Annotated in this window: 18 protein-coding genes and 1 tRNA gene; 8 read left to right on the plus strand and 11 right to left on the minus strand. The window is 69.1% G+C overall.

Features of this window, described 5'->3' with window-relative positions; all coding sequences use genetic code 11:
- Window positions 1–17: 17 nt before the first annotated feature.
- On the plus strand, window positions 18–1,610 hold the full coding sequence (locus ACTWP6_RS08595) for an MFS transporter (protein WP_443187376.1): 1,593 nt from the start codon (window positions 18–20) through the stop codon (window positions 1,608–1,610).
- 131 nt (window positions 1,611–1,741) lie between these two features.
- On the opposite strand, the gene ACTWP6_RS08600 is transcribed toward ACTWP6_RS08595, so the two are convergent.
- From ACTWP6_RS08600 to fdh, 5 genes are read right to left on the minus strand one after another with little or no spacing between them, the layout of a single operon-like run.
- Entirely contained in the window at window positions 1,742–2,287 is a 546-nt protein-coding gene (locus ACTWP6_RS08600) for a YceI family protein (RefSeq protein WP_443187377.1), read from the minus strand.
- 21 nt (window positions 2,288–2,308) lie between these two features.
- Window positions 2,309–3,238 (minus strand): NAD(P)/FAD-dependent oxidoreductase, encoded by a 930-nt coding sequence (locus ACTWP6_RS08605; protein WP_443187378.1) that lies wholly within the window; start codon window positions 3,236–3,238, stop codon window positions 2,309–2,311.
- A 35-nt stretch (window positions 3,239–3,273) separates the two neighbouring features.
- Complete coding sequence (gene nrfD / locus ACTWP6_RS08610) at window positions 3,274–4,221, minus strand: NrfD/PsrC family molybdoenzyme membrane anchor subunit (RefSeq protein WP_443187379.1); 948 nt, start codon at window positions 4,219–4,221, stop codon at window positions 3,274–3,276.
- A complete protein-coding gene (locus ACTWP6_RS08615; RefSeq protein WP_443187380.1) occupies window positions 4,218–5,150 on the minus strand; it encodes a 4Fe-4S dicluster domain-containing protein in 933 nt (310 codons plus the stop codon). Before ACTWP6_RS08615 ends, nrfD begins: the two co-directional genes overlap by 4 nt.
- Window positions 5,147–8,449 (minus strand): formate dehydrogenase, encoded by a 3,303-nt coding sequence (gene fdh, locus ACTWP6_RS08620; RefSeq protein ID WP_443187381.1) that lies wholly within the window; start codon window positions 8,447–8,449, stop codon window positions 5,147–5,149. The genes ACTWP6_RS08615 and fdh overlap by 4 nt, the downstream gene beginning before the upstream one ends.
- A gap of 82 nt (window positions 8,450–8,531) precedes the next feature.
- Between fdh and ACTWP6_RS08625 the strand changes: the two genes are divergently transcribed.
- Entirely contained in the window at window positions 8,532–9,545 is a 1,014-nt protein-coding gene (locus ACTWP6_RS08625; protein ID WP_443187382.1) for a TerC family protein, read from the plus strand.
- Between the two features lie 72 nt (window positions 9,546–9,617).
- On the opposite strand, the gene ACTWP6_RS08630 is transcribed toward ACTWP6_RS08625, so the two are convergent.
- The 3 genes from ACTWP6_RS08630 to ACTWP6_RS08640 all read right to left on the minus strand — a co-directional run bounded on the left by ACTWP6_RS08630 (window position 9,618) and on the right by ACTWP6_RS08640 (window position 12,701).
- Window positions 9,618–11,312 (minus strand): SelB domain-containing protein, encoded by a 1,695-nt coding sequence (locus ACTWP6_RS08630; protein ID WP_443187383.1) that lies wholly within the window; start codon window positions 11,310–11,312, stop codon window positions 9,618–9,620.
- Complete coding sequence (gene selA / locus ACTWP6_RS08635; RefSeq protein WP_443187384.1) at window positions 11,300–12,607, minus strand: L-seryl-tRNA(Sec) selenium transferase; 1,308 nt, start codon at window positions 12,605–12,607, stop codon at window positions 11,300–11,302. The genes ACTWP6_RS08630 and selA overlap by 13 nt, the downstream gene beginning before the upstream one ends.
- A tRNA-Sec gene (locus ACTWP6_RS08640) sits at window positions 12,607–12,701 on the minus strand. Before ACTWP6_RS08640 ends, selA begins: the two co-directional genes overlap by 1 nt.
- Window positions 12,702–12,741: 40 nt before the next feature.
- Here ACTWP6_RS08640 and selD point away from each other — a divergent pair.
- The gene (gene selD, locus ACTWP6_RS08645; RefSeq protein ID WP_260757113.1) at window positions 12,742–13,746 is read left to right on the plus strand and encodes a selenide, water dikinase SelD; all 1,005 of its coding nucleotides are present in this window, start codon (window positions 12,742–12,744) and stop codon (window positions 13,744–13,746) included.
- Window positions 13,747–13,792: 46 nt separating this feature from the next.
- Complete coding sequence (locus ACTWP6_RS08650) at window positions 13,793–14,362, plus strand: TetR-like C-terminal domain-containing protein (RefSeq protein WP_443187385.1); 570 nt, start codon at window positions 13,793–13,795, stop codon at window positions 14,360–14,362.
- Here the strand turns inward: ACTWP6_RS08650 and ACTWP6_RS08655 are convergent.
- Window positions 14,338–15,183, minus strand: coding sequence for a helix-turn-helix transcriptional regulator (locus ACTWP6_RS08655; protein ID WP_443187386.1), 846 nt, complete (start codon window positions 15,181–15,183; stop codon window positions 14,338–14,340). The two genes, ACTWP6_RS08650 and ACTWP6_RS08655, sit on opposite strands and share 25 nt — an antisense overlap.
- A gap of 90 nt (window positions 15,184–15,273) precedes the next feature.
- Between ACTWP6_RS08655 and ilvD the strand changes: the two genes are divergently transcribed.
- The gene (gene ilvD / locus ACTWP6_RS08660) at window positions 15,274–17,115 is read left to right on the plus strand and encodes a dihydroxy-acid dehydratase (RefSeq protein ID WP_443187387.1); all 1,842 of its coding nucleotides are present in this window, start codon (window positions 15,274–15,276) and stop codon (window positions 17,113–17,115) included.
- 31 nt (window positions 17,116–17,146) lie between these two features.
- On the opposite strand, the gene ACTWP6_RS08665 is transcribed toward ilvD, so the two are convergent.
- Window positions 17,147–17,554 carry a RidA family protein gene (locus ACTWP6_RS08665; RefSeq protein ID WP_260757109.1) on the minus strand — a complete coding sequence of 136 codons (408 nt, stop codon included), beginning with the start codon at window positions 17,552–17,554 and terminating at the stop codon, window positions 17,147–17,149.
- A gap of 359 nt (window positions 17,555–17,913) precedes the next feature.
- Here ACTWP6_RS08665 and ACTWP6_RS08670 point away from each other — a divergent pair, with 359 nt between their 5' ends.
- The 3 genes from ACTWP6_RS08670 (at window position 17,914) to ACTWP6_RS08680 (ending at window position 19,581) form a co-directional block, all read left to right on the plus strand.
- Window positions 17,914–18,492 (plus strand): TetR/AcrR family transcriptional regulator, encoded by a 579-nt coding sequence (locus tag ACTWP6_RS08670; protein ID WP_260757108.1) that lies wholly within the window; start codon window positions 17,914–17,916, stop codon window positions 18,490–18,492.
- 97 nt (window positions 18,493–18,589) lie between these two features.
- Entirely contained in the window at window positions 18,590–19,168 is a 579-nt protein-coding gene (locus tag ACTWP6_RS08675; RefSeq protein ID WP_396885115.1) for a TetR/AcrR family transcriptional regulator, read from the plus strand.
- 149 nt (window positions 19,169–19,317) lie between these two features.
- Entirely contained in the window at window positions 19,318–19,581 is a 264-nt protein-coding gene (locus tag ACTWP6_RS08680; protein ID WP_443187388.1) for a hypothetical protein, read from the plus strand.
- Between the two features lie 3 nt (window positions 19,582–19,584).
- Here ACTWP6_RS08680 and ACTWP6_RS08685 read toward each other — a convergent pair whose 3' ends face one another.
- A complete protein-coding gene (locus ACTWP6_RS08685; RefSeq protein ID WP_260757105.1) occupies window positions 19,585–21,741 on the minus strand; it encodes a molybdopterin-containing oxidoreductase family protein in 2,157 nt (718 codons plus the stop codon).
- Window positions 21,742–21,761: the final 20 nt, after the last annotated feature.

Genomic DNA, 21,761 nt, shown 5'->3' on the forward strand with positions numbered 1-21,761 from the left:
GCCGGTATGGGAGACGGATGACATCGACGGAGTCGACCTCGACATGGGCGCCGCTGCGATCGCCGATGTTCCGCGCACTGTGGATCGCGCAATTCGTCTCGAACCTCGGCACCTGGATGCAGACCGTCGGCGCGCAGTGGATGCTGGTCGACGATCCGCGCGCCGCGGTCCTGGTGCCGCTGGTGCAGACCGCCACCACGCTGCCGGTCATGCTGCTGGCGCTGCCGTCCGGCGTGCTGGCCGACCTCGTCGACCGGCGCCGGCTGCTGATCGCCACCCAGGGCGCGATGGCCGCCGGGGTAGGCCTGCTCGCCACCCTCACCGGTGCCGGGCTGACCACGCCGACCGTGCTGCTGACGCTGCTGTTCCTCATCGGATGCGGGCAGGCTCTCACCGCACCGGCCTGGCAGGCGATTCAGCCGGATCTCGTTCCCCCGCATCAGATTCCGGCCGCAGCGGCGTTGGGCAGCATGAGCATGAACGGCGCCCGGGCGATCGGACCCGCAATCGCCGGCGCGCTGGTGTCAGTGGCCGGGCCGACGATAGTGTTCGCCCTCAACGCCGTGTCGTTCGTCGGGATCGTGCTGGTGCTCGTCTCGTGGCGGCGTCCTCCGGAGCGGAGCGACTTCCCGCCCGAGCGGGCGCTGGCCGCGCTCAGCGCCGGCGGCCGCTACATCCGCAGCTCCCCGGTCGTGCGCCGCATCCTGCTGCGGACCGTGCTGTTCATCGCCCCCGCCAGCGCGGTGTGGGCGCTGCTGCCGGTGATCGCCCGCGACCAGCTCGGCCTCGGCTCGGCCGGCTATGGTGTGCTGCTCGGTGCGCTCGGGGTCGGCGCGGTTCTCGGTGCGTTCGCGTTGTCGCGGCTGCGGGCCCGGTTCGGCCAGAACGTGTTGCTCATCGTCGGTGCGGCCGGGTTCGCCGTCGCCACCGGGGTGCTCGCGCTGGTGCACAACGTCGCCGCCGTGGTGGCGGGGCTGGTGGTCGGCGGCGCCGCATGGCTGCTGACGCTGTCCACGCTCAATGCGTCAATGCAGCTCAGCCTGCCGCGATGGGTGCGCGCCCGCGGGTTGTCGGTGTATCAGCTGGTCTTCATGGGCGGTCAGGCGATCGGGTCGCTGGTGTGGGGTGTGCTCGCCGGAGCCACCAGCAGTGTCACCAGCCTGCTGGTGAGCATGACGCTGCTCGTGCTCTGCGGTCTGTCCCTGCTGTGGTGGCCGCTGCACGCCAGCACCGGCAATCTCGATCTGACGCCGTCGTCGCACTGGCCGGAGCCGACGCTGCTCTTCGAACCCGAGCCGCTCGACGGGCCGGTGCTGGTGATCACCTCCTATCGGGTGGCACCGGAGAACGAGGAGGCGTTCCTGGCCGCGATGGCGGTGCTGGGCCGGTCCCGGCAGCGCACCGGGGCGTCGCTGTGGCGACTCTTCCGCAGCGTGGAACAGGAGTCGACGTTCGTGGAGACGTTCATCGTGCGCTCCTGGGGCGAGCACATGCACCAGCATTACACCCGGCTCACCGCGCAGGACCAGCTCATCGAGCAGAACGTCGAGCGCTACACCGAAGGCCCGGCGGTCTCCCAGCACTACCTCGCGGTGCGCGAACTCGACTGATCCACACACTGAACGCGAGATCGACACCACGGCCGTGGACACCCGGCACGGCGACAGCAACAGCCCTCACGTCGATCTCGTCCACAGCGTCGGGACAGGGATGCATCAGGCTCGCGCTTCGGCTGCGAGCCTCACCCGCGCTTGCGCTCCGCGGTGAACGACACCGTCACCTCGTCGGCGACTCTCATCGCGCCCATCATCATCGAATAGGGCTTGAGACCGAAATCAGAATGACGCACCGTCTCCTGGCACGACATCCGCCAGCGGTCGCCCGCCTCCTCGACCCGGAGCTCCACCACCCGGTCGCGGACCTTGCCGTGGATCTCCAGCCTGCCGGTCAACCGATAGCCGAGGTCGGCCCGCTCCACCGACTCAGTCCGAAAAACAATGTGCGGGAACCGTTTCACATCCAAGACCTTGAGTGCGTTGGAGCGTGCCAGTGCCTTCTCCGGGCCGGACAGTCCGGCGACGCCACCCTGGCCGCCCAGCACCGCCAGGCTCCCGACGTCCACCGTCAGCTGCACCGACGCCGGCTCGTCACCTGCCCACTGCACGGTGGCCCGCCACGTCATCGCGATGGTCAGCCGGTGACCCATCTTCGCCGCCGGGCCCGTCACACCCGTTCTCAGCCGAAGCTCACCGTCGGAGGAATCCAATTCCCACACCGTGTCCGCCACCGACAGAGGGTACCGATCTCGCTACTCCGGCGGATACGGCAACCCGAACTGATCGGCCAGTAGGCTCTGCACGATGATCATCGCCGCCTGCGAGCCCGACGCGATTGCGCCGGCGATGTGTGGCTGCTGGGTGCAGACATCGCCGGCGGCGAACACCCCTCCCGCACTGGTCCGCGAGATCGTGTCGACCGTCAGCGGTTCGGTGCCCAACGGGCCCGGCGTGCACGTCGCGCCCAGCTGTGCGGCCAGCGGCGACCGCTGCCGCACCGGCGCCTCGACCAGCAGGCCGTCCCGCTCCAACCGGGTCCCGTCCGCGAACGCGATGCTCTCCAATTGACCTTCCGTACCGATCAATTCGACGACGCGCCGGTCGTCGACAGTCACGCCGGCATCGTGCAGCAGCCGCTGGTCGTCGGGGCCGAGCTGCGAGCGTCCGTCGGTCAGCAGCACCACGTCGTCGCTCCAGCCGCGCAACATCAGCGCGGTGTGCACCCCCTGCTCCCCGGAGGCCAGCGCGGCCAGCCGGGTGTCGCGCACCTCCCAGCCGTGGCAGAACGGGCACTGGAAGACCGAGGTGCCCCACAGCTCGGGCAGCCCGGGCAACTGCGGCGGCGCGTACGCCATGCCCGTCGCGAGCAGCACCCGCCGCGCGTGCACCCGGCTGCCGTCGTCGACGTCGAGGACGAACCCGCGGTCGACCGCTCGCCCGCCCAGCACCTCCGCGCGCCGGTACTGCACGCTCGGATACTCCGTGAGTTCGTCGCGCCCGGCCGCGTAGAACTCGTCGGGCGGGCGCCGGTCGTAGCCGAGCAGCCCACCGATCACCGGGGCCGCGCGATTGCTCGGGTCGTCGGCGTCGAGGACGATCGTGGTGCGCCGGGCCCGGCCCAGCACCAAGGCCGCGCTCAGGCCGGCCGCGCCGCCACCGACAACTGCACATTCGAATTCCACAGACCGTCTGTTCCCCGAAAACGCGGAGTTAGACGTCAGCGCGCGTCGAGACGCTCCCGCTGCGGCACCACCACGTACTTCGGGTCCTTCGTCGAGGCCACACCCGCTTCGAACACCCCGGACCGTTGTAGCGCGGCGCCGGCGAGCAGCGCCGCCCCCGACAGCGCGACGGCCCAGCGGCGCCGGCCCGACACCACCGCGCCGACGGCCCCGGCAAAGGTCAGGACCTCAGAGGCCCGCCTCAGCGTGTGCGGCCGGCCGGTGGTGTAGGCCTCGCCGGCCAGTCCCAGCCGGCGCTCCATGGTGCGCGACGCCGCCACCTCCAGCACCGCGCCCGTCGCCGCCATCCGCCGCGCCGGCCCGCTCTCCGCCACCGGCGCCAGCAGCATGCCCAGACCGCCACCGCCGGCCGCCGCCGAACCGGTGAAAATGAACGGCAGATACGGGTGCGCCTCGTTCCAGGCCGGGACCGCGGTGTGCGACAACAGCACCGCCGTGTATGCCGCCAGCCCCGGCGCCACCGCGGCGGCTTCCAGTCCGGCAGGCCGGGCCAGCCGAGAAACCAGGCGGCCCAACCATGTTCGCCGCAGACGACGCGGCATCAGCTCCGCGGCGGCGGCGATGCCTGCGCCCGGGCCGTAGCCGAACAGGATCCAGGTGCCCACGCTCATCGGCGAAGTCGGCTTGGCCACCCGCAGCATGTGATGGAACCGCCCGGGCCGGCCCAGGTCGCCGATCAGGAAACACATGCCGGCCAACAGGCCCGCCAGCGCACCGAGCCGGGACACCTTCCGCAGCCGCGGGCGTCCGGTCAGATCGGCCCCGGCGGCCAGCAGCGCCGAGCCCGCCGACAAGCCGCCGGCGAAGAGGTACGCCGCGATCATCCAGTTCCACACCGGCGTCTTGAGGATCTGCCGGCCGTAGTACGACCGGAAATCAGCGGGCGGGACGGCAGTGTCGTCACTGCCGAGCTTTTCCTTCATGATCGCCCCACAAACGCCGACACCACGACCCCGACCAGGGCCGACGCTGCAATCCCGGCGTAGCGCCACATCGCACCGGCGTCGCGGGTGGGCACCACCGGATCCGGCGGCAGCCCATACACTTCCGGTTCGTCGAGCAGCAGGAAGAACGCGCCGTCCCCGCCGACACCGTCGTTGGGGTCGTGCCCGTACAGCCGCGCCTCGGTCACCCCGCGCTCGTGCAACTCGTCGATGCGCAGCGCGGCGCGCTCGCGGAGCTCGTCGAGCACCCCGAACTGGATGGAGTCCGTCGGGCAGGCTTTCGCGCAGGCCGGTTCCAGACCGTCGTGCAGCCGGTCGTAGCACAGCGTGCATTTCCAGGCCCGGCCGTCGCCTTCACGGCGTTCGATCACCCCGTACGGGCACCCGGACACACAGTACCCGCACCCGTTGCAAATGTCCTGCTGCACAACGACTGTCGAGAACTCGGTGCGGAACAACGCGCCGGTCGGGCAGACATCCAGGCAGCCGGCGTGCGTGCAGTGCTTGCACACATCCGAGGCCATCAGCCAGCGGAAGTCCTGCCGGGTCTCGGCGCCGGTCGCGTCGCCGGGACGTTCGAAGCCCGGCATCCCCAGATCCTCGACCGGGCGGCCGGGTTGCTCGATGAACGCCACATGCCGCCACGAGTTCGCGCCGAGGTTGCCGGTGTTGTCGAACGACATGCCGAGCAGGTCGAACCCGTCCCGATCTCCTGAGACGGGCACGTCGTTCCATTCCTTGCACGCCACTTCGCACGCCTTGCACCCGATGCACACCGACGTGTCGGTGAAGAAGCCGACCCGCGGCGGGTGCTCGTCGTAGCCGGCGTCAGCGGCCACGTCGTCGAGCGGCCCGTAGAAACTGGTGGGTCCGATGCGCGATCCGCCGCGCTTCTCGCTGGTGCTCATGGCGCCTCCTCAGTGTGGTCGCGCGACGGCCCGGTGGTGTCCAGAACGGTGCCGGTCGACGGGGTGATCTGCGCGCGGTCGCGGTATTCGCGCAGGTACTCCAGCAGCAGCGGGCCACGCGGGCGGCGGCCGGGCTGGATGTCACAGGTGGCGACCTTGCTCTCCTGGATGAAGACGTTCGGGTCCGCGACGACACCGAGCAGATCGTTGACGACGTCGCCGTCGACCAGGCCCGCGTGGCCCCAGTGGTACGGCAACCAGATCTGGTGCACCACACGGTTTTCGACGTGCAGCGGGCGCATCCGGTCGGTGACGAACACCCGGGCGTCGACGGCGGCGCGGCTGGTCACCACGTGCGCCCAGTCCATGTGCGTCAATCCGCGGACCCGCGCCAGTTCGGGTGACACCTCGACGAACAGCGCCGGCTGCAGCTCGGCCAGGTACGGCAGCTGCCGACTCATCCCGCCGGCGGTGTGATGCTCGGTCAGCCGGGCCGCGGTGAACACGAACGGAAACACCTCCCCGTGCGCGTCCGGCCAGGACGGGTTCGACGGATTGTCCGCCCGCCCATACACTTTGCGCGCCGGATTACTCTGCTGCTGATACAGCGGGTTGCGCACCGGGGACTCGTGCGGCTCGTAGTGCGTCGGCAGCGGGCCGTCGACCACCCCGTTCGGCGCGAACAGCCACCCCTTGCCGTCGGCCTGCATCACGAACGCGTCGTCGCCGCGCAGCGCCTCCACACCGACCGCGCCGGGCTCGGGATAGTAGTCCGGCGGTTTGGTCTTCTCGAAATCGGGGACGTCGTGCCCGGTCCACTCGCCGGCCTCCCCCTTGTCCGGATCCCACCACACCAGTTTCTTGCGGTCGCTCCACGGCCGGCCCTGCGGATCGGCCGACGCCCGGTTGTAGAGCACGCGCCGGTTCAGCGGCCACGTCCAGCCCCACTCGTGGTCGTAGGGGCCCTCGTCTGATTGCCGGCTCTGCCGGCGGTGTTCGGTGTGCGGTTTTCGGCGGGCGGCCTGGTTCACCTCGTCGGCGTACACCCCGCTGTAGATCCAGCAGCCGCACGCGGTGGAGCCGTCGGCCTGAAGTTCGGTGTAACTGTTCACCACCCGGCCGGTGGTCAGGTCCACACCGTTGATGCGGCGCAGCACGTCCGCAGCGGACGGCTCGTCACCGTCGAGTTCGTAGTCCCACCACAGGTCCAGCAGCGGCCGGTCACGGGGATCGGTTGAGGCGGCCAGCTTTTCGCGCAGGATGCGGCCCAGATGGTAGAAGAACCACAGCTCGCTGCGCGCGTCGCCCGGCGGTTGCACGGCCTGCTCCCGCCACTGCAGCATGCGCTGGGTCTGGGTGAACGTGCCGGCCTTCTCGACGTGCGACGCAGCCGGGAGCAGGAACACCTCGGTGCGGCAGGTCTGCGGCGAGACCTCGCCGGTCTCGATCTCGGGTCCGTCCTTCCAGAAGGTGGCGCTCTCGATCTCGACGAGGTCGCGCACCACCAGCCAGTCGAGGTTGGCCATGCCGAGCCGCTGCAGCCGTCCGTGCGCCGACCCGACCGCGGGGTTCTGGCCGAGCAGGAAGTATCCGAACACCATGCCGTCGACCATGTCCATCACGGTGCGGTAGGTGCCGTGGTCGCCGTTGATGCGGGGCAGGTAGTCGAAGCAGTAGTCGTTCTCCGCGGTGGCCGCCTCGCCCCAGTACTCCTTGAGCAGCGACACCATGTAGGTGTCGGCGTTGTACCAGAACCCCTTCTGGTTCCGGCTCTTGATGTCGTCGAGGTAGTCGGCCAGCGTCTCCTGGCCGGCATGGGGCATCGCCAGGTAGCCGGGCAGCAAATTGAACAGCGTCGGCACGTCGGTCGAGCCCTGGATGCTGGCATGCCCGCGCAGCGCGAACACCCCGCCGCCGGGGCGGCCGATGTTGCCGAGCAGCAGCTGGATGATCGCCCCGGCCCGGATGAACTGCGCGCCCACCGAATGCTGAGTCCAGCCAACCGAATACACTAGCGCGGCGGTCTTCTCGCGGCCCGAGTTCTCCGTCCACGCGCGCGCCACTTCGACGAACACGTCGGCGGGGATGCCGCACGCCCGCTCCACCATCTCCGGGGTGTAGCGGGCGTAATGCCGTTTGAGGATCTGGTAGACGCAACGGGGATGCTGCAGCGTCGGATCGCTGGGGATGTCGCCGGCGCCGCCCTCGATCAGCGGGCCGCCGGACCCGTAGCGGTCACCGGCGCTCTGCTCCTTGGCCTCGGCGCCGCCCTCCCCCGCATCGGTGTTCTGGTACTGCCACGTCGACGGGTCGTAGGAGGCGGTCGCGTCGTCGTACCCGGAGAACAGACCGTCGAGATCCTCGGCATCGGCGAAGCGTTCGTCGATGAGGAACGGCGCGTTGGTGTACGCGGTGACGTACTCGCGGAAGTCCAGCTCGTTGCTCAGGATGTAGTTGATGACGCCACCGAGGAACGCGATGTCACTTCCGGCGCGCAGCGGCACGTGCCGGTCGGCGAGCGCGCTGGTGCGGGTGAACCGCGGGTCGATGTGCACGACGCCGGTGCCCCGCGCCTTGGCCTCCATCACCCACTGGAATCCGACCGGATGAGCTTCGGCCATGTTGGAGCCCATGATGACGATGAAGTCGGAGTTGACGAGATCCTGCTGGTAGTCCGTCGCCCCGCCGCGACCGAAGGAGGCTCCCAGACCGGGAACCGTGGCGCTGTGTCAAATACGCGCCTGGTTCTCGATCTGGAGGGCGCCCAGCGCGGTGAACAGCTTCTTGATCAGATAGTTCTCTTCGTTGTCCAGGGTGGCGCCGCCGAGGCTGGCGATGCCCAAGGTGCGGCGCAGCGTGTGGCGGTCATTGTCGAAGTCCTGCCAACCCTTTTCGCGGGCATCGAGCACCCGGTCGGCGATCATCTGCATCGCGGTGTCGAGGTCGAGGTCCTGCCACTCGGTGGCGTACGGCGCGCGATAGCGGACCTTGGTCAGGCGCTGCGGCCCGGTGACGAGTTGCTTGCTGGCCGATCCCTTCGGGCACAACCGCCCGCGCGAGATCGGGCTGTCCGGATTGCCCTCGATCTGAACGACCTTGTCGTCCTTGACGTACACCTTCTGCGCGCAGCCGACCGCGCAGTACGGGCACACCGAATACGCGACGCGTTCGGCGTCGGCGGTGCGCGGGGTCAGGGTCAGGCTGCGCCTGGATTGCGCGGCCTTGCCGCGACCGAGCGTGTCCTCACCGGTGAGCTGCCGGTACACCGGCCACGATTCGAAGAGTCTCCTGATGTCCACCCGTCCACCTTCGTCCGCCTCGCTGCCTCAAGGTACCCCTTGGCGGCCAGGTCAACCCCACACTCTCAGGTACAAAGGGACCATGCTCGAGATCAGCCTGATGACCTGGGCGGCAACCATCGGCCTCATCGTCGCGTTGCTGGCGGTCGACCTCGTTCTCGCGGCAGTGCGGCCGCACCGGGTGGGCTTCCGGGAGGCCACTGCATGGTCGGTGTTCTACATCCTGGTGGCCATCGGTTTCGGGGTGTGGTTCGCGATGACCTACGGCGGCGACTTCGGCACCCAGTACTTCGCCGGCTACGTCGTCGAAAAGAGCCTGTCGGTCGACAACCTGTTCGTGTTCGTGATCATCATGGCCACCTTCGCGGTGCCCGAGGAGCATCAGCACAAGGTGCTGACCTTCGGCATCATCCTGGCGCTGATCATGCGGGCCATCTTCATCGCGCTCGGCGCGACCCTGCTGTCGCTGTTCTCGTTCATGTTCCTGATCTTCGGGCTGTTGCTGATCTTCACCGCGATTCAGCTGTTCCGGCATCGCGACGAGGACCCCGACGTCGAGAACAACATCATGATCCGGGCCACCCGGCGGTTCATCCCGATCAGCGAGGAGTATGACGGCGGCAAGCTGTTCACCCGGGCCAACGGACGCCGGGTGGCGACTCCGCTGCTGGCGGTGCTCATCGCGATCGGCAGCGTCGACCTGCTCTTCGCGCTGGACTCGATCCCCGCAGTCTTCGGCGTCACCAGCGAGCCCTACATCGTGTTCGCCGCGAACGCGTTCGCCCTGCTGGGTCTGCGGGCGTTGTTCTTCTTGGTCAAGGGGCTGCTCGACAGGCTGGTGTACCTGTCGACCGGGCTGTCCATCATCCTGGCGTTCATCGGCGTCAAGCTGGTGCTGCACTGGGCGCATGTGGACATCAACCCGAGCATCCCGGAGATCAACACCTACCTCAGCCTGGTGGTCATCGTGGTGATCCTGACCATCGTCACCATCGCCAGCCTGATCAAGACCCGCAAAGACCCAACCGCCAAGGCGCATCCCGGTTCGCTGCGCGCCAGCCGCCCCGCCAAGCAGCGGCCCGACAGCGGTCAATGACAGCGCTCCGGCGAACCGTCCGCTGAGCACGTCACGCAGCCGATCCGCCAGTCCCGGGTGCGCCGCTGCAGGTCACCTCTGGCCGCCGGCGACGACAACCCTGGTACCGTCCTGGTTTCGCCGCGTAATCTGTTGCTGGTCAAGGCTTTCCAGAAGCGGCACCGCGATCCGGCGGGTGGTCTGCAATGCGCGTTTGGCTTCGGCGACGGTGAACGGCTGCGGCAGTGTGGCCAGCACATCGGCGGCTCGGACGTGCGCGCGGGGTCCGAGCACCACGCCGTCGGCGATCTTGGCGAGCCGCCCGGCGCGCACCGCGGCGCCGAGTTCTTTCGGTCCCAGTCGCAGCTCGGCGAGTTCGTCGGCTTCAGGTGCGCGGAACGGCTCCGCGGCCAGCCGCTCCTCGATCACCCGAACCGCCTTGTCGACCCGTTCGGGCAGCGTCACCCCCGGTCGGCGCACCCGCCCGTCGGCCGGCACCAAACCGCTGTTCTCGAGCAGCGGCGCCAACAACTCCACCGACGGCAGGTCGAGTTCCCGGCGCAGAGCCTCCATCGGCATACCGGCGGCGATGTCGTGCTCGGCCGACCACGCCGTCACCGCCGCGGTCAACTGTCTGCGCCGCCCGGACCACCACCGCGCGTCGGCCACCCACTCGCCCACGGTCACACCGTGCACGTCGAAACCCATGGCGTGCAATAGGTCCGACCGTTCGCACACCGGCGGCGCGACCCGTCCGGTCGCGAGTTCGGCGGCCCGCGCGCGGGCGTCGCCGCGACGGCGCAACGCAGGCGGTCGCACGTCGAGCACCTCGACGCCTGCCGCGATGCGGTGCTCGCCCGGATCGCGCAGCAGCCCGATGTCCCCGATACGCAGTGGCAGCGGCCGGCTCAGCCGCAGCCGGGCGCCGGTCTCGCCCAGCGGCCGCACCCGCACCGGCACCGCGGCCGACCCGATGTGCAACACCAGCTGCTCGTGCAGCTTCCCGGCGGTCCGCAGCCCGACGTCGATCTCGCCGGTCTCCAGCCATGCGCCGGGCGTGCGCAGGGTGTCGCCACGCCCGATGCCGCGGCGGTCCACCCCGCGCAGGTTCACCGCGACCCGGGCTACCGCCCCCACCTCGGCGCGGTCGCGTTCCAGCGTTTGCAGGCCGCGCACCGTCACCCGCCGGCCGGCGTGCTCCAGTTCGTCGCCGACGCGCAGCGTGCCCGCCGCCAGCGTGCCGGTGACGACCGTGCCGACCCCACGCACGGTGAACGAGCGGTCCACCCAGAGCCGGACGTCGGCCTCCCGGTCCGGCGGGGGCAACGCGTCGACCAGCGCGACAACCCGGGCGCGAACCTCGTCGAGGTCCCCGCCGTTCACCACCGGCGCATCGGGCAGCCGCTGCCGCACCTGAGCGGTCGCCGCAGCCGGGTCGGCCAGGTCGGTCTTGCTGATCACCACCAGCAGGTGCCGCACACCGAGCGCCTGCAGCGCGGCCAGATGCTCCTCGGTCTGCGGCATCCAGCCTTCGGTCGCGGCGACCACCATCATCACCGCCGGCACCGGCCCGACCCCGGCGAGCATGTTCGCGACGAATCGCTCGTGGCCGGGCACGTCGACGAACGCGATGTCGCGCCCGTCGATCGTCGTCCACGCGAAGCCGAGGTCGATGGTCAGCCCGCGGCGCTGCTCCTCGGCCAATCGGTCCGGCCACATCCCGGTAAGCCGTTGCACCAGTGTGGATTTCCCGTGGTCGACGTGGCCCGCGGTCGCTATGACATGCATGCCCGCACCGCCTCCAGCAGCCGCGGGTCATCGTCCGGCGCGACCGTGCGCAGGTCGAGCAGGCAGCGGCCGTTCTCCAACCTGCCGACCACGGCGGGGTCACCGACGCGCAGGGCGGCGGCGCAGGACTCGGGCAGGCTGACCGCGAAGCTGGCCAGCTCGACTCCGGGCGCCCCGCCGCCACCGACCGCGGCGACACACGCGACGGCCTCGGCGCCCGGCAGCGCGGCGGCCAGGCGTTCGGCGCGCCGCCGCAGCATGTCCACGTCGACGTCGAGCGCCTGCGCGACCGGCGCCGGTGGGCCGACGAGCGTCGCCTCCAGTGCGGCCAGCGTCAGCTTGTCGACGCGCAACGCCCGCGCTGCGGGATGACGACGCAGCCGCTCGATCAGCTCGCTCGCGCCGAACAGCAGACCGGCCTGCGGACCGCCGAGCAGCTTGTCGCCGCTGGCGGTGACCAGATCCGCGCCGTCGCGCAGCACGGTCGTGGCGTCGGGCTCGTCGGGCATCAGCGGGTGCGGAGCCAGCAGCCCTGAGCCGATGTCGACCACCAGCGGCACCGGGCCGTCGTCACGTTCGCCGTGGCACAGTCCGGCAAGCTCACGCACCGACACCCCCGAGGTGAACCCGCTGACCAGATAGTTCGACGGGTGCACCTTGAGCACGAAACCGGTGTCGGGGCCGATCGCGTCGGCGTAGTCGCGCACGTGGGTGCGGTTGGTGGTGCCGACCTCGCGGATGCGCGCACCCGTCGACTCCATCAGCGCGGGCAACCGGAAGCCGTCGCCGATCTCGATCAGCTCGCCGCGGCTGACGACAATCTCCCTGCCCGGCGCCAGGCTCAGCGCGGCCAGCAGCAGAGCGGCGGCGTTGTTGTTGACCACATGCACGCCCCGCGCGGTCGCCACGGCCGAAGCCAGCGCAGCGAGGGCGCCGCGGCCGCGCCGGGCCCGCCGGCCGGTGGCCAGGTCGAACTCGACGTCGGTGGCGCCGGCGGCGGTGACGATCGCGTCGACGGCGGCCTGCGACAGCGGTGCCCGCCCGAGGTTGGTGTGCACGACGACGCCGGTGGCGTTGATGACGGCGCGCAGGGTGGTGGCGCCGGCGGGCAGCGCGGCGACGGCATGGTCGGCGACGTCCTCAGGGCTGATGTCGCCGTCCCTGGCCCGCTGCTGCGCGTCGGCGATCACGCGCTTGACCAGGGTGCGGCCCAGCCGCTGCCCCGCCTCGGCCAGGCGCGGGTCGGCCAGCAGGGCGTCGGTGCGCGGCACCCGCCGCCGCGGGTCATCACCCATGGCGGAGGCGGACGGGAATCGAACCCGCCAGCGACAGCAACTGCCGCTCACCGATTTTGAAGATCGTGCCGGTCACCAGACCGGAAACGCCTCCCTGGCCCACCCGTCCATCATGACAGGGCAGGATGGACGCCATGGCTACCGCAGAGAGTTTCCGCCTGACGCAGTTCGCGCACGGCGGCGGATGCGCCTGCAAGATCCCGCCCGGCGAGCTCGAAGACGTGGTCCGCGGACTCACCGCGGCGACGCCGACGAACCCGGTCGGGGAACTGCTCGTCGGACTCGACGACGGCGACGACGCGGCCGCGGTGCGCATCGAGGGCGGCATCGCGCTGATCGCGACGACGGACTTCTTCACCCCGGTGGTCGACGACGCCTACGACTGGGGCCGGATCGCGGCGACCAACGCACTGTCGGACGTCTACGCGATGGGCGGGCGGCCGGTGGTGGCGGTGAACCTGCTCGGCTGGCCCCGCGGCACGCTGCCGTTCGAGCTGGCCGCCGAGACGCTGCGCGGCGGGCTCGAGGTGTGCGGCGTGGCGGGCTGTCATCTGGCCGGCGGGCACAGCGTCGACGACCCCGAACCCAAGTACGGTCTGGCCGTCACCGGAATCGCCGACCCGAATCGGTTGCTGCGCAACAATGCCGGCAAAGCCGGTGTGCCGCTGTCACTGACCAAGCCGCTCGGGATCGGCGTGCTCAACAGCAGGCACAAGAGCACCGGTGAGCGCTTCGATGAGGCGATCGCGGTGATGACGACCCTCAACTCCGGGGCCGCCGAGGCAGCGGTGTCGGCCGGTGTCGAATGTGCCACGGACGTCACGGGTTTCGGTCTGCTGGGCCACCTGCACAAGTTGGCCCGCGCCAGCGGTGTCACGGCGGTGCTCGAGTCGGCGGCGGTACCGTATCTCGACGGGGCGCGGGAGGCGCTGCGCGACGGCTACGTCAGCGGCGGCACCCGGCGCAACCTCGACTGGGTCGCCCCGCACACCGACCTGTCCGCGGTCGGCGAGGATGAGGCGCTGCTGCTGGCCGACGCCCAGACCTCCGGCGGGCTGCTGATCGCCGGCGAGATCCCGGGCGCGCCGGTGATCGGCGAACTCGTCGCGCGCGGCGACCACACCATCGTCGTCCGGTAGGCGGTGTGGCATCGTGGACGCTGGATGAGTCTGGGGAGGTTGATCCGTGTCCGTTGACCAATCGTGTGCTGACGATGAACACGAGCGGGTGATCGCCGCCGTCCATGACGAGGTCGCCCGCTGGGGCATAGATCGCTTCGATGTCGGCGCAATGGCGCACCGCCACGGGCTGGACATCGCGGCCATTCAGCAGCGGTGGCCGGATTCCGACACGCTGGTCTTGGAGGCGCTCGCACGGCGTCCGGGTGTCGAGCAGTCCCTGCCCGACACCGGTTCCTTGCGCACCGATTTGTTCGCGCTGGCCGTCGGGATGGCCGCGATGGTGACCTCCGACGCCGGCCGCAGATTGCACGGCGGGCATCTGATCGCCGATTCCCATGTCGCCAGCGTCGAGGTTCGGCGGTCGGCGTGGCGATCCCGTGCAGACGGCCTTCGGGTGGTGTTCGAACGAGCCGGCCAGCGCGGGGAACTGCGCGACGGCATCGACCATTTCACCGCGCTGGAACTGTTGTTCGCACCGATCAACATGCGGGCGCTGTACACCGGCGAGCCTGTTGACGACGCATACTGCCGAACGGTCGCCGACCTGGTCTACCGCGCGGTGTCCGCCGCATGACCGGCGAGTTCCTCAAGGCGTTCTGACGCACCTGATCCCGGCACCGGGAGGTAGGCCACGATCTGCACCTCCGGCACATCGACGGGCGCGAGTTGGTGGTGCTCCAGCCTCAGCTCGCCGACCACCGGGTGGCGGAAGAGCCGCTCGCGGGAGGTGAACCGCTCGATGCTGGTGGCTCGCCACGCCGCCGCGAAGTGCTCACTGCCGGCCGACAACCGGGAGACCAGCGCCGTGTAGGACGCCTCCCCCACCCGCGGCCCGGCATCGGCGCGGAACTCGGCGAGGAAGCGCCGACTGTCGGATTCCCAGTCGGGCAACAACTCTCGGATGTAGGGGTCCATGAACACCAGCCACAGCAGGTTGCGGTCGGCGACCGGCGCCCGCTCGATGTTCGGGTACAGCGCCGCGTAGGCGGCGTTCCAGGCGGCGATCCCCCAGTCCGGGGTGATCGCGAACGCCGGATAGCCGTCCAGCGCGTCGAGGAACCGCTGGATCTGCGGCGGCAGCGGGCCGTCGGACACCGCCGGGTCCACCACGTAGCCACCCAGGGCCAGCACGTACTCGTGTTCGGCGGCCGAGAGCCGCAGGGTTTTCGCGACCGCGTCGAGCACCTGCTTGGACGGGTTGATGTCGCGGCCCTGCTCCAGCCACGTGTACCAGGTGACGCTGACCCCGGCCTGCACCGCGACCTCCTCGCGGCGCAGCCCCCCGGTGCGCGAGCGCGGCAGGTCGGGAAGCCCGAGGTCGGCGCGGGACACGGCGGTGCGGCGCGCACGCAGGAACTCGCCGAGGGCGTGGCGTTGCTGCGTGCGTCGGTCCACGCCTTCCGAGGGTATTCGAGGGTGGTGGTGCCGCTACCAGTATCGGCACCGTCTTCCCGACCTGCGGCGCGAAGCGGCAGCGTGGACGGCATGGAGCTGAGGTCACGGACGGTCACTCACGGACGCAACATGGCGGGGGCACGGTCACTGCTGCGCGCGGCGGGCGTGGACGGCGCCGACATCGGCAAGCCGATCGTCGCGGTCGCCAACAGCTTCACCGAGTTCGTGCCGGGCCACACCCATCTGCAGCCGGTGGGCCGCATCGTGTCCGGGGCGGTCAAGGCCGCGGGTGGCGTGCCGCGGGAGTTCAACACGATCGCCGTCGACGACGGTATCGCGATGGGCCACGGCGGCATGCTGTACTCGCTACCGTCCCGGGAGCTGATCGCCGACTCCGTCGAGTACATGGTCAACGCGCACTGCGCTGACGCGCTGGTGTGTATCTCCAACTGCGACAAGATCACTCCGGGCATGCTGATGGCCGCGCTGCGGCTGAACATCCCGACGGTATTCGTCTCGGGCGGCCCGATGGAGGGCGGAACCGCGGTGCTGGTCGACGGGACGGTGCGGACCCGGCTCAACCTGATCTCGGCGATCGCCGACTCCGCCAGCGCCGAGGTGTCCGATCAGGACCTGGCGCGCATCGAGGAGTACGCCTGCCCGACCTGCGGATCGTGTTCGGGCATGTTCACCGCGAACTCGATGAACTGCCTGACCGAGGCACTCGGCCTGGCGCTGCCGGGCAACGGCTCGGTGCTCGCCACCCACACCGCGCGGCGGCGGCTGTACGAGGACGCGGGCACGACGGTGATGGAGTTGTGCCGACGCTACTACGACGAGGACGACGTGAGCGTGCTGCCGCGCGCGATCGCCGACCGGGACGCGTTCGACAACGCGATGGCGATGGACATCGCGATGGGAGGGTCGACGAACACCATCCTGCATCTGCTGGCCGCGGCCCGCGAGGCCGAACTCGACTACACGCTGGAAGACATCGAGAAGCGCAGCCGGGCGATCCCGTGCCTGTGCAAGGTGGCGCCCAACGGGCACTACCTGATGGAGGACGTGCACCGTGCCGGCGGTATCTCGGCGATTCTCGGTGAGCTGTGGCGTGCCGGGCATCTGCACGAGACGGTGCATTCGGTGCATTCGCGCTCGCTGCCGGAGTGGTTGCGCCGCTGGGACATCCGCAGCGGACAGGCGAGTTCGGAAGCGCTCGAATTGTTCCACGCCGCGCCGGGCTGCGTGCGCTCGGCGTCGGCGTTCTCCCAGTCCGAACGCTGGGAGTCGCTGGACACCGACGCGGCCGAGGGCTGCATTCGCGATGTGCGCCACGCCTATTCGCAGGACGGCGGCCTGGCGGTGCTGCGCGGCAACCTGTCGGCGGACGGCTGCATCGTCAAGACCGCGGGAGTGGACGAGTCGATCCTGGCGTTCTCCGGGCCGGCCGTGGTGGTGGAGTCCCAGGAGGATGCGGTCGACGCGATCCTGTCGGGGCGGGTGCAGCCCGGCGACGTCGTGGTGATCCGCTACGAGGGACCCAAAGGCGGGCCGGGCATGCAGGAGATGCTGTATCCCACCTCGTTTTTGAAGGGCCGCGGGCTGGGAACGGTGTGCGCGCTGGTCACCGACGGCCGCTTCTCGGGAGGGTCGTCGGGTCTGTCGATCGGTCACGTGTCGCCCGAGGCAGCAGCCGGCGGCACGATCGCGCTGGTCACCGACGGTGATCCGATCACCATCGACATCCCGCACCGCACGATCGAACTCGACGTCGCCGACGCCGAATTGGCCCGTCGCCGTGCGGCGTTGGAGGCCGGCGGCGGATACCGGCCGAAGAACCGCGACCGGGTGGTGTCGGCGGCGTTGAGAGCCTATGCGGCGCTGGCATTGTCGGCGGACAAGGGCGCGGTGCGCGATGTGGACGCGGTGTGAGGCCACGACACGCGGTGCGCCGTCAGCCGCCTCACGACGGCACCCGCACCACCATCTCGATCTCGATCTGCAGATCCGGGCCCGCCAGTGCCTGCACGCCGATTCCGGTGAGGCTCGGTAGCGAGGTTCCGAAGAACTCGCCCAGCGCCGGGAACGCCTCCTCGAGCCGCTCCGGTGTCAGGTTCACGACGTAGATCCGCGCCATCGCGATGTCGTCGCGCGTGGCGCCGACGGACTCCAGACACACCTGCAGGTTGTCGGTCACCATCCGTGCCTGCTCGGCCAGCGAGGACGGCGGCGTCGGCCGGGCCGGGCTCCACGCCACCTGCCCGGAGAAGAACGCGAGCTTGCCTGCCTCCACCACGGTTCCCTGCGAGTGGTGGTTGGCGGTCGAGTCGAACAGCTGAGGTGGGTTGATGCGCTGAATCGGCTGGCTCACGGTGAGCTCCTCTCGGTGTCGTCGGTATTGTCCCGGACCTGGTCAGGGCGGGGCGAGCACGTGCCGCGCGGCGCCGGCCGCGGAGTTTGCGGCAGTACCTTGCCGGCAACCGCACAAGACTTCACGCCGACGCCGACTGACCGACACCGCCCCCACGAATGGACCCAGCCTGCAGTTTGCCCGACAAGTCATTTGTATTGGAAAGTTGGTCCAATATCTAAGGGCTTAACCGAAATCCGGTGATCCAGACGTTGTTATGGCAGTCTTTGGAGTATGTGCGGCTTCGCTGTACACCTGATCGGCGAGAAATAACCGCTTCCGGTTTTGGCGAATGGTCTTTGATAAGGGAAACTTACCTGGTGTCAAGGCCGGACAGCTCCGATAGTCTGCGGGAGCGCAAGAAGCGGCAGACACGTCTGGCGATACGCCGGGAGGCCTTCCGGCTGTTCGACAAGCAGGGCTTCGCGAACACCACTGTCGACCAGATCGCCGAAGCGGCCGACGTCTCGCCTCGGACCTTTTACCGGTATTTCCGGTTCAAAGAGGCCCTGCTGATATCGGACGACCAGAGCGCCCCCATCGTCGCGGCCTTTGCCGCCGCCCCGCGGGAGATGTCGGTCGTCGGCGCGTACCGGCACGCGGTGGAAGAGGTGTTCGGCAACCTGTCCGCCGACGAGTACGACGACGCCGTCACCGGGCAACGGCTGCTCTACCAGGTGCCCGAGGCGCGGGGTCTGATCTACACCGAATACGTCCAGCTGATCGACTCGATCGCCGAGGTTCTCGATGGCCGCCTCGGCCACGGCGCCGAACCTCTCGAGCGGCGGGTGATCGCCGGAGCCATCGTCGGGGTCCTCATCGCCATGTCGCACAACAATCCGCTGCCCCAGGAGGCGTTGTCGAAGGCGCTGACCATCCTGGACACCAAAATGTCGTGATTCAGCGCAATTCCTGTTCGATGTCAATGACTTATTTCGCAATCCTGGGAAACGTCGCCCCTGTTGGAGGGCGAGCCCGATGAGAGAAACTGGGAGAGTGTCAGCGCCGGTCCCGAGCCAGAGTTTGCGAGAGCGCAAGAAGCTCCGCACGCGCCTGGCTATTCGCCGGGAGGCTTTCCGCCTCTTCGATGAGCAGGGCTACACCAACACCACGGTGGAGCAGATTGCCGAGGCGGCCGAGGTCTCCCCGCGCACGTTCTACCGGTACTTCGGGGTCAAGGAGAGGCTGCTGCTCTCTGACGACAAGATCTCCCCGATCGTCGAGGCGTTCATCGCCGCGCCCACGGAACTGTCCATCGTGGCCGCCTACCGGCATGCCGTCGCCACCGTGTTCGGGCACCTGTCGCAGGAGGAACGCGACGACGTCCTCGCCGGCGAGCAGTTCATGTACGCGATCCCGGAAGCCCGCGGCCTCATCTACACCGAATACGTGCGGCTCATCGACCTCATCGCCGACGCGCTGACCGAGCGCCCCGAAGGGCCGGACGACGAGATGGAGCGGCGGGTGATCGCCGGAGCGATCGTCGGCGTACTGATCGCGGCGTCACACAACAACCCGTTCCCCGAGGAGGCTCTGGCGAAGTCGCTGGAAATCCTGGAACACCGGCTGAACTGACCGACCGCCGCAGACGGTTGACCTTGACGCGGCCAGATGAGCGATTCAAGATCAGCGGGTGAACGCCGAGTGACAGCGCAGAAGGCGCCGGCGTGTGTACAGTCTCCATCTCGCCGAGCGCGTTGGGCAGCCGTGAAAGAGAATGAGTTATGGACAGTTCCGAGTTGAGCATCGCGGCTTGGGATTTGGTGGAGCACTGCCAGACGGGGATGACTCCCACCGAGCGGAACACCGCGTATGTGCGTCTGGGGGTCGGTGACTACAACGACGCGATGGTCATCGCGCTGCAGTCGGCAGCCCGCGGCGACGAGCCGCTCCCCGGTCCACTGCTGGCCCGGCTCCTGACCCTGCAGCAGGTGTACTACTTCGATCGGGATCTCGCCGAGTTGCTCAGCACCGCTGCGCGGGCGTGACGCTCAGCTGGCGACGGCCTGCTCCTGGATCTTCTCCACCTCGACGAGGTTGTCGCCGTACACCCCGGCATTGCCCAGACCGCAGTGCCGGTCGGCGGTGATCGCGTTGACGGTGGTGCCCGAGGTCTTGCCCTGCCAGTGCCCGACGTTGGCCATCACCAGTCCGGGCATCAGGCCCGGTTCGTAGGCCGCCGGCCCCTGGAAGGAGCCACGGTCGTTGAAGACCCGCACGACGTCGCCTTCGGCGATGCCCCGCTCGGCCGCGTCGGCGGGGTGGATGAACACCTGCTGACCGCCCTGCACCTTCTGCTTGTCCGCGGCGTTGCCGTATTGGCTGTTGAGGAAGGCGTGCGGTTTCGGCGAGATGATCGACAGCGGATAACGTTCGGCCAGTTCCGGATTGGATTGCGGCGATTCGAACGGCGGCACGTAGTCGGGAACCGGGTCGACGTAGCCGCCCGGTTGCATGCCCTCATACATCGACCGCCAGACCGGGACGACGAAGTTGCCGCCCGCGGCGAGGCTGGACGTGAACTCGCACTTGCCTGACGGGGTCGGGAAGTTGCCCTCGGCGTGCGGCGCGCGGGTGTCGGGGGTGCCGACGGCCAAGCGCATCCAGCCGACCTCTTCGAGTTTCTCGTAGGTGATGCCGGCCAGGGCGGGGGCGTCCCAGTCGTGGAAGTCGATGAGCATCTCCCGGTCGGTGCGCTCCCAGTACGCCATGGACTCCTCGTCGAACTCCATGGTTCTGGCCAGTCGCCGGAACAGCTCCACGTTGGGCACGCACTCCCCGGGCGGCTCGATCGCGGGCTGGTTCAGCGAGATGTACAGGTGGCCCCAGGTCACCATGACGTCGAGTTGTTCGGCCTGCATGGTGGCCGGCAACAGCAGGTCGGCGAATTTCGCTGTGTCGGTGACGAAATGCTCGCTGACGACGGTGAACAGGTCTTCGCGCATCAGGCCGCGCATCGTCTTCTCCTGCGCGGGCCCCTGCGACACCGGGTTCGAGTTGTACACGAACAACGACTTGATCGGCGGGTCCAGGTCGAGCTCTCCGGTCAGCGCCATGCCGAGGTCGAGTTCGTTGACCACGCGGGTGCCCTCCGGGATCCACTCCGGCTTGCAGATCGCGTCGAACTTGGTGGGGAACTCCCAGATCGGCATCTCCATGGTGCCGCCGCCGACGTGCCGCCACGCACCGACCAGCGCGGGCAGACAGGTGATCGCCCGGATCGCCTGTCCGCCGCCGCGGCTGCGTTCCAGCGCGACACCCTGCCGGATCGCCGCGGGCTGCGTGGTGGCGTACTCGTAGGCCAGCCTGCGGACGTCGTCGGCGGGGATGCCGGTGATCTGCTCGACGCGTTCGGGCGGGTAGTTGGCGGCGCGGGCAGCGAGTTCCTCGTAGCCGACGGTGTATTTCTCGACGTACTCGGTGTCGACCAGCCCCTGCGCGATGATCTCACCGATCATGCCCATCGCCAGCGCCCCGTCGGTGCCGGGCCGGATCGGGATGTGCCAATCAGCCTGCCGCGCAGTGCGGTTGCGGACCGGGTCGATCACAACGATCTTGGCGCCGTTGTTCTTGCGCGCTTCCAGCAGGAAAGGCCAACCGTGCAGATTGGTGCTGGTCATGTTCATGCCCCACACGATGATGTACTTCGAGTGCGCCATCGATTCGACATCCAGGCCGCCGCTGCCGCCGACGGTCATGTGCCACGCGGTCGACGAGCCCGACTCGCAGTAGGTCTTCTCCGCGACGGTGGAGCCGAGCCGGTTGAAGAACGCGTCCCCGGACGTGAGCCCGTTGAGCACGCCCTGATGTCCGAGATAAGCGTGCGGCATGATCGCCTGGCTGCCGTACTCGTCGATGATCTGCGACCACCGCGCCTTGATCTCGGCGAGTGCCTCGTCCCAGGTGATGCGCTCGAACTCGCCGGCTCCCTTGGGGCCGACCCGGCGCATCGGGTACAGCAGACGGTCGGACTGGTAGTGGTGCTCGTGAAAGTTCTTGACCTTGACGCACAGACCGCCGCGCGTCATGGGATGGTTCGGATCACCCTGGACGTCAACGAGTTTGCCGTCTTCGACGTGGTAGAGCATGGCGCAGGTGTCGGGACAGTCATGCGGGCAGGCGCCACGCACGATCTTCAGTTCTTTCACGGTGGTGTCCTCGTGACGGG

Origin of the sequence: Mycobacterium sp. 4D054, assembly GCF_052245755.1 — a bacterium.
Lineage (GTDB): Bacteria > Actinomycetota > Actinomycetes > Mycobacteriales > Mycobacteriaceae > Mycobacterium.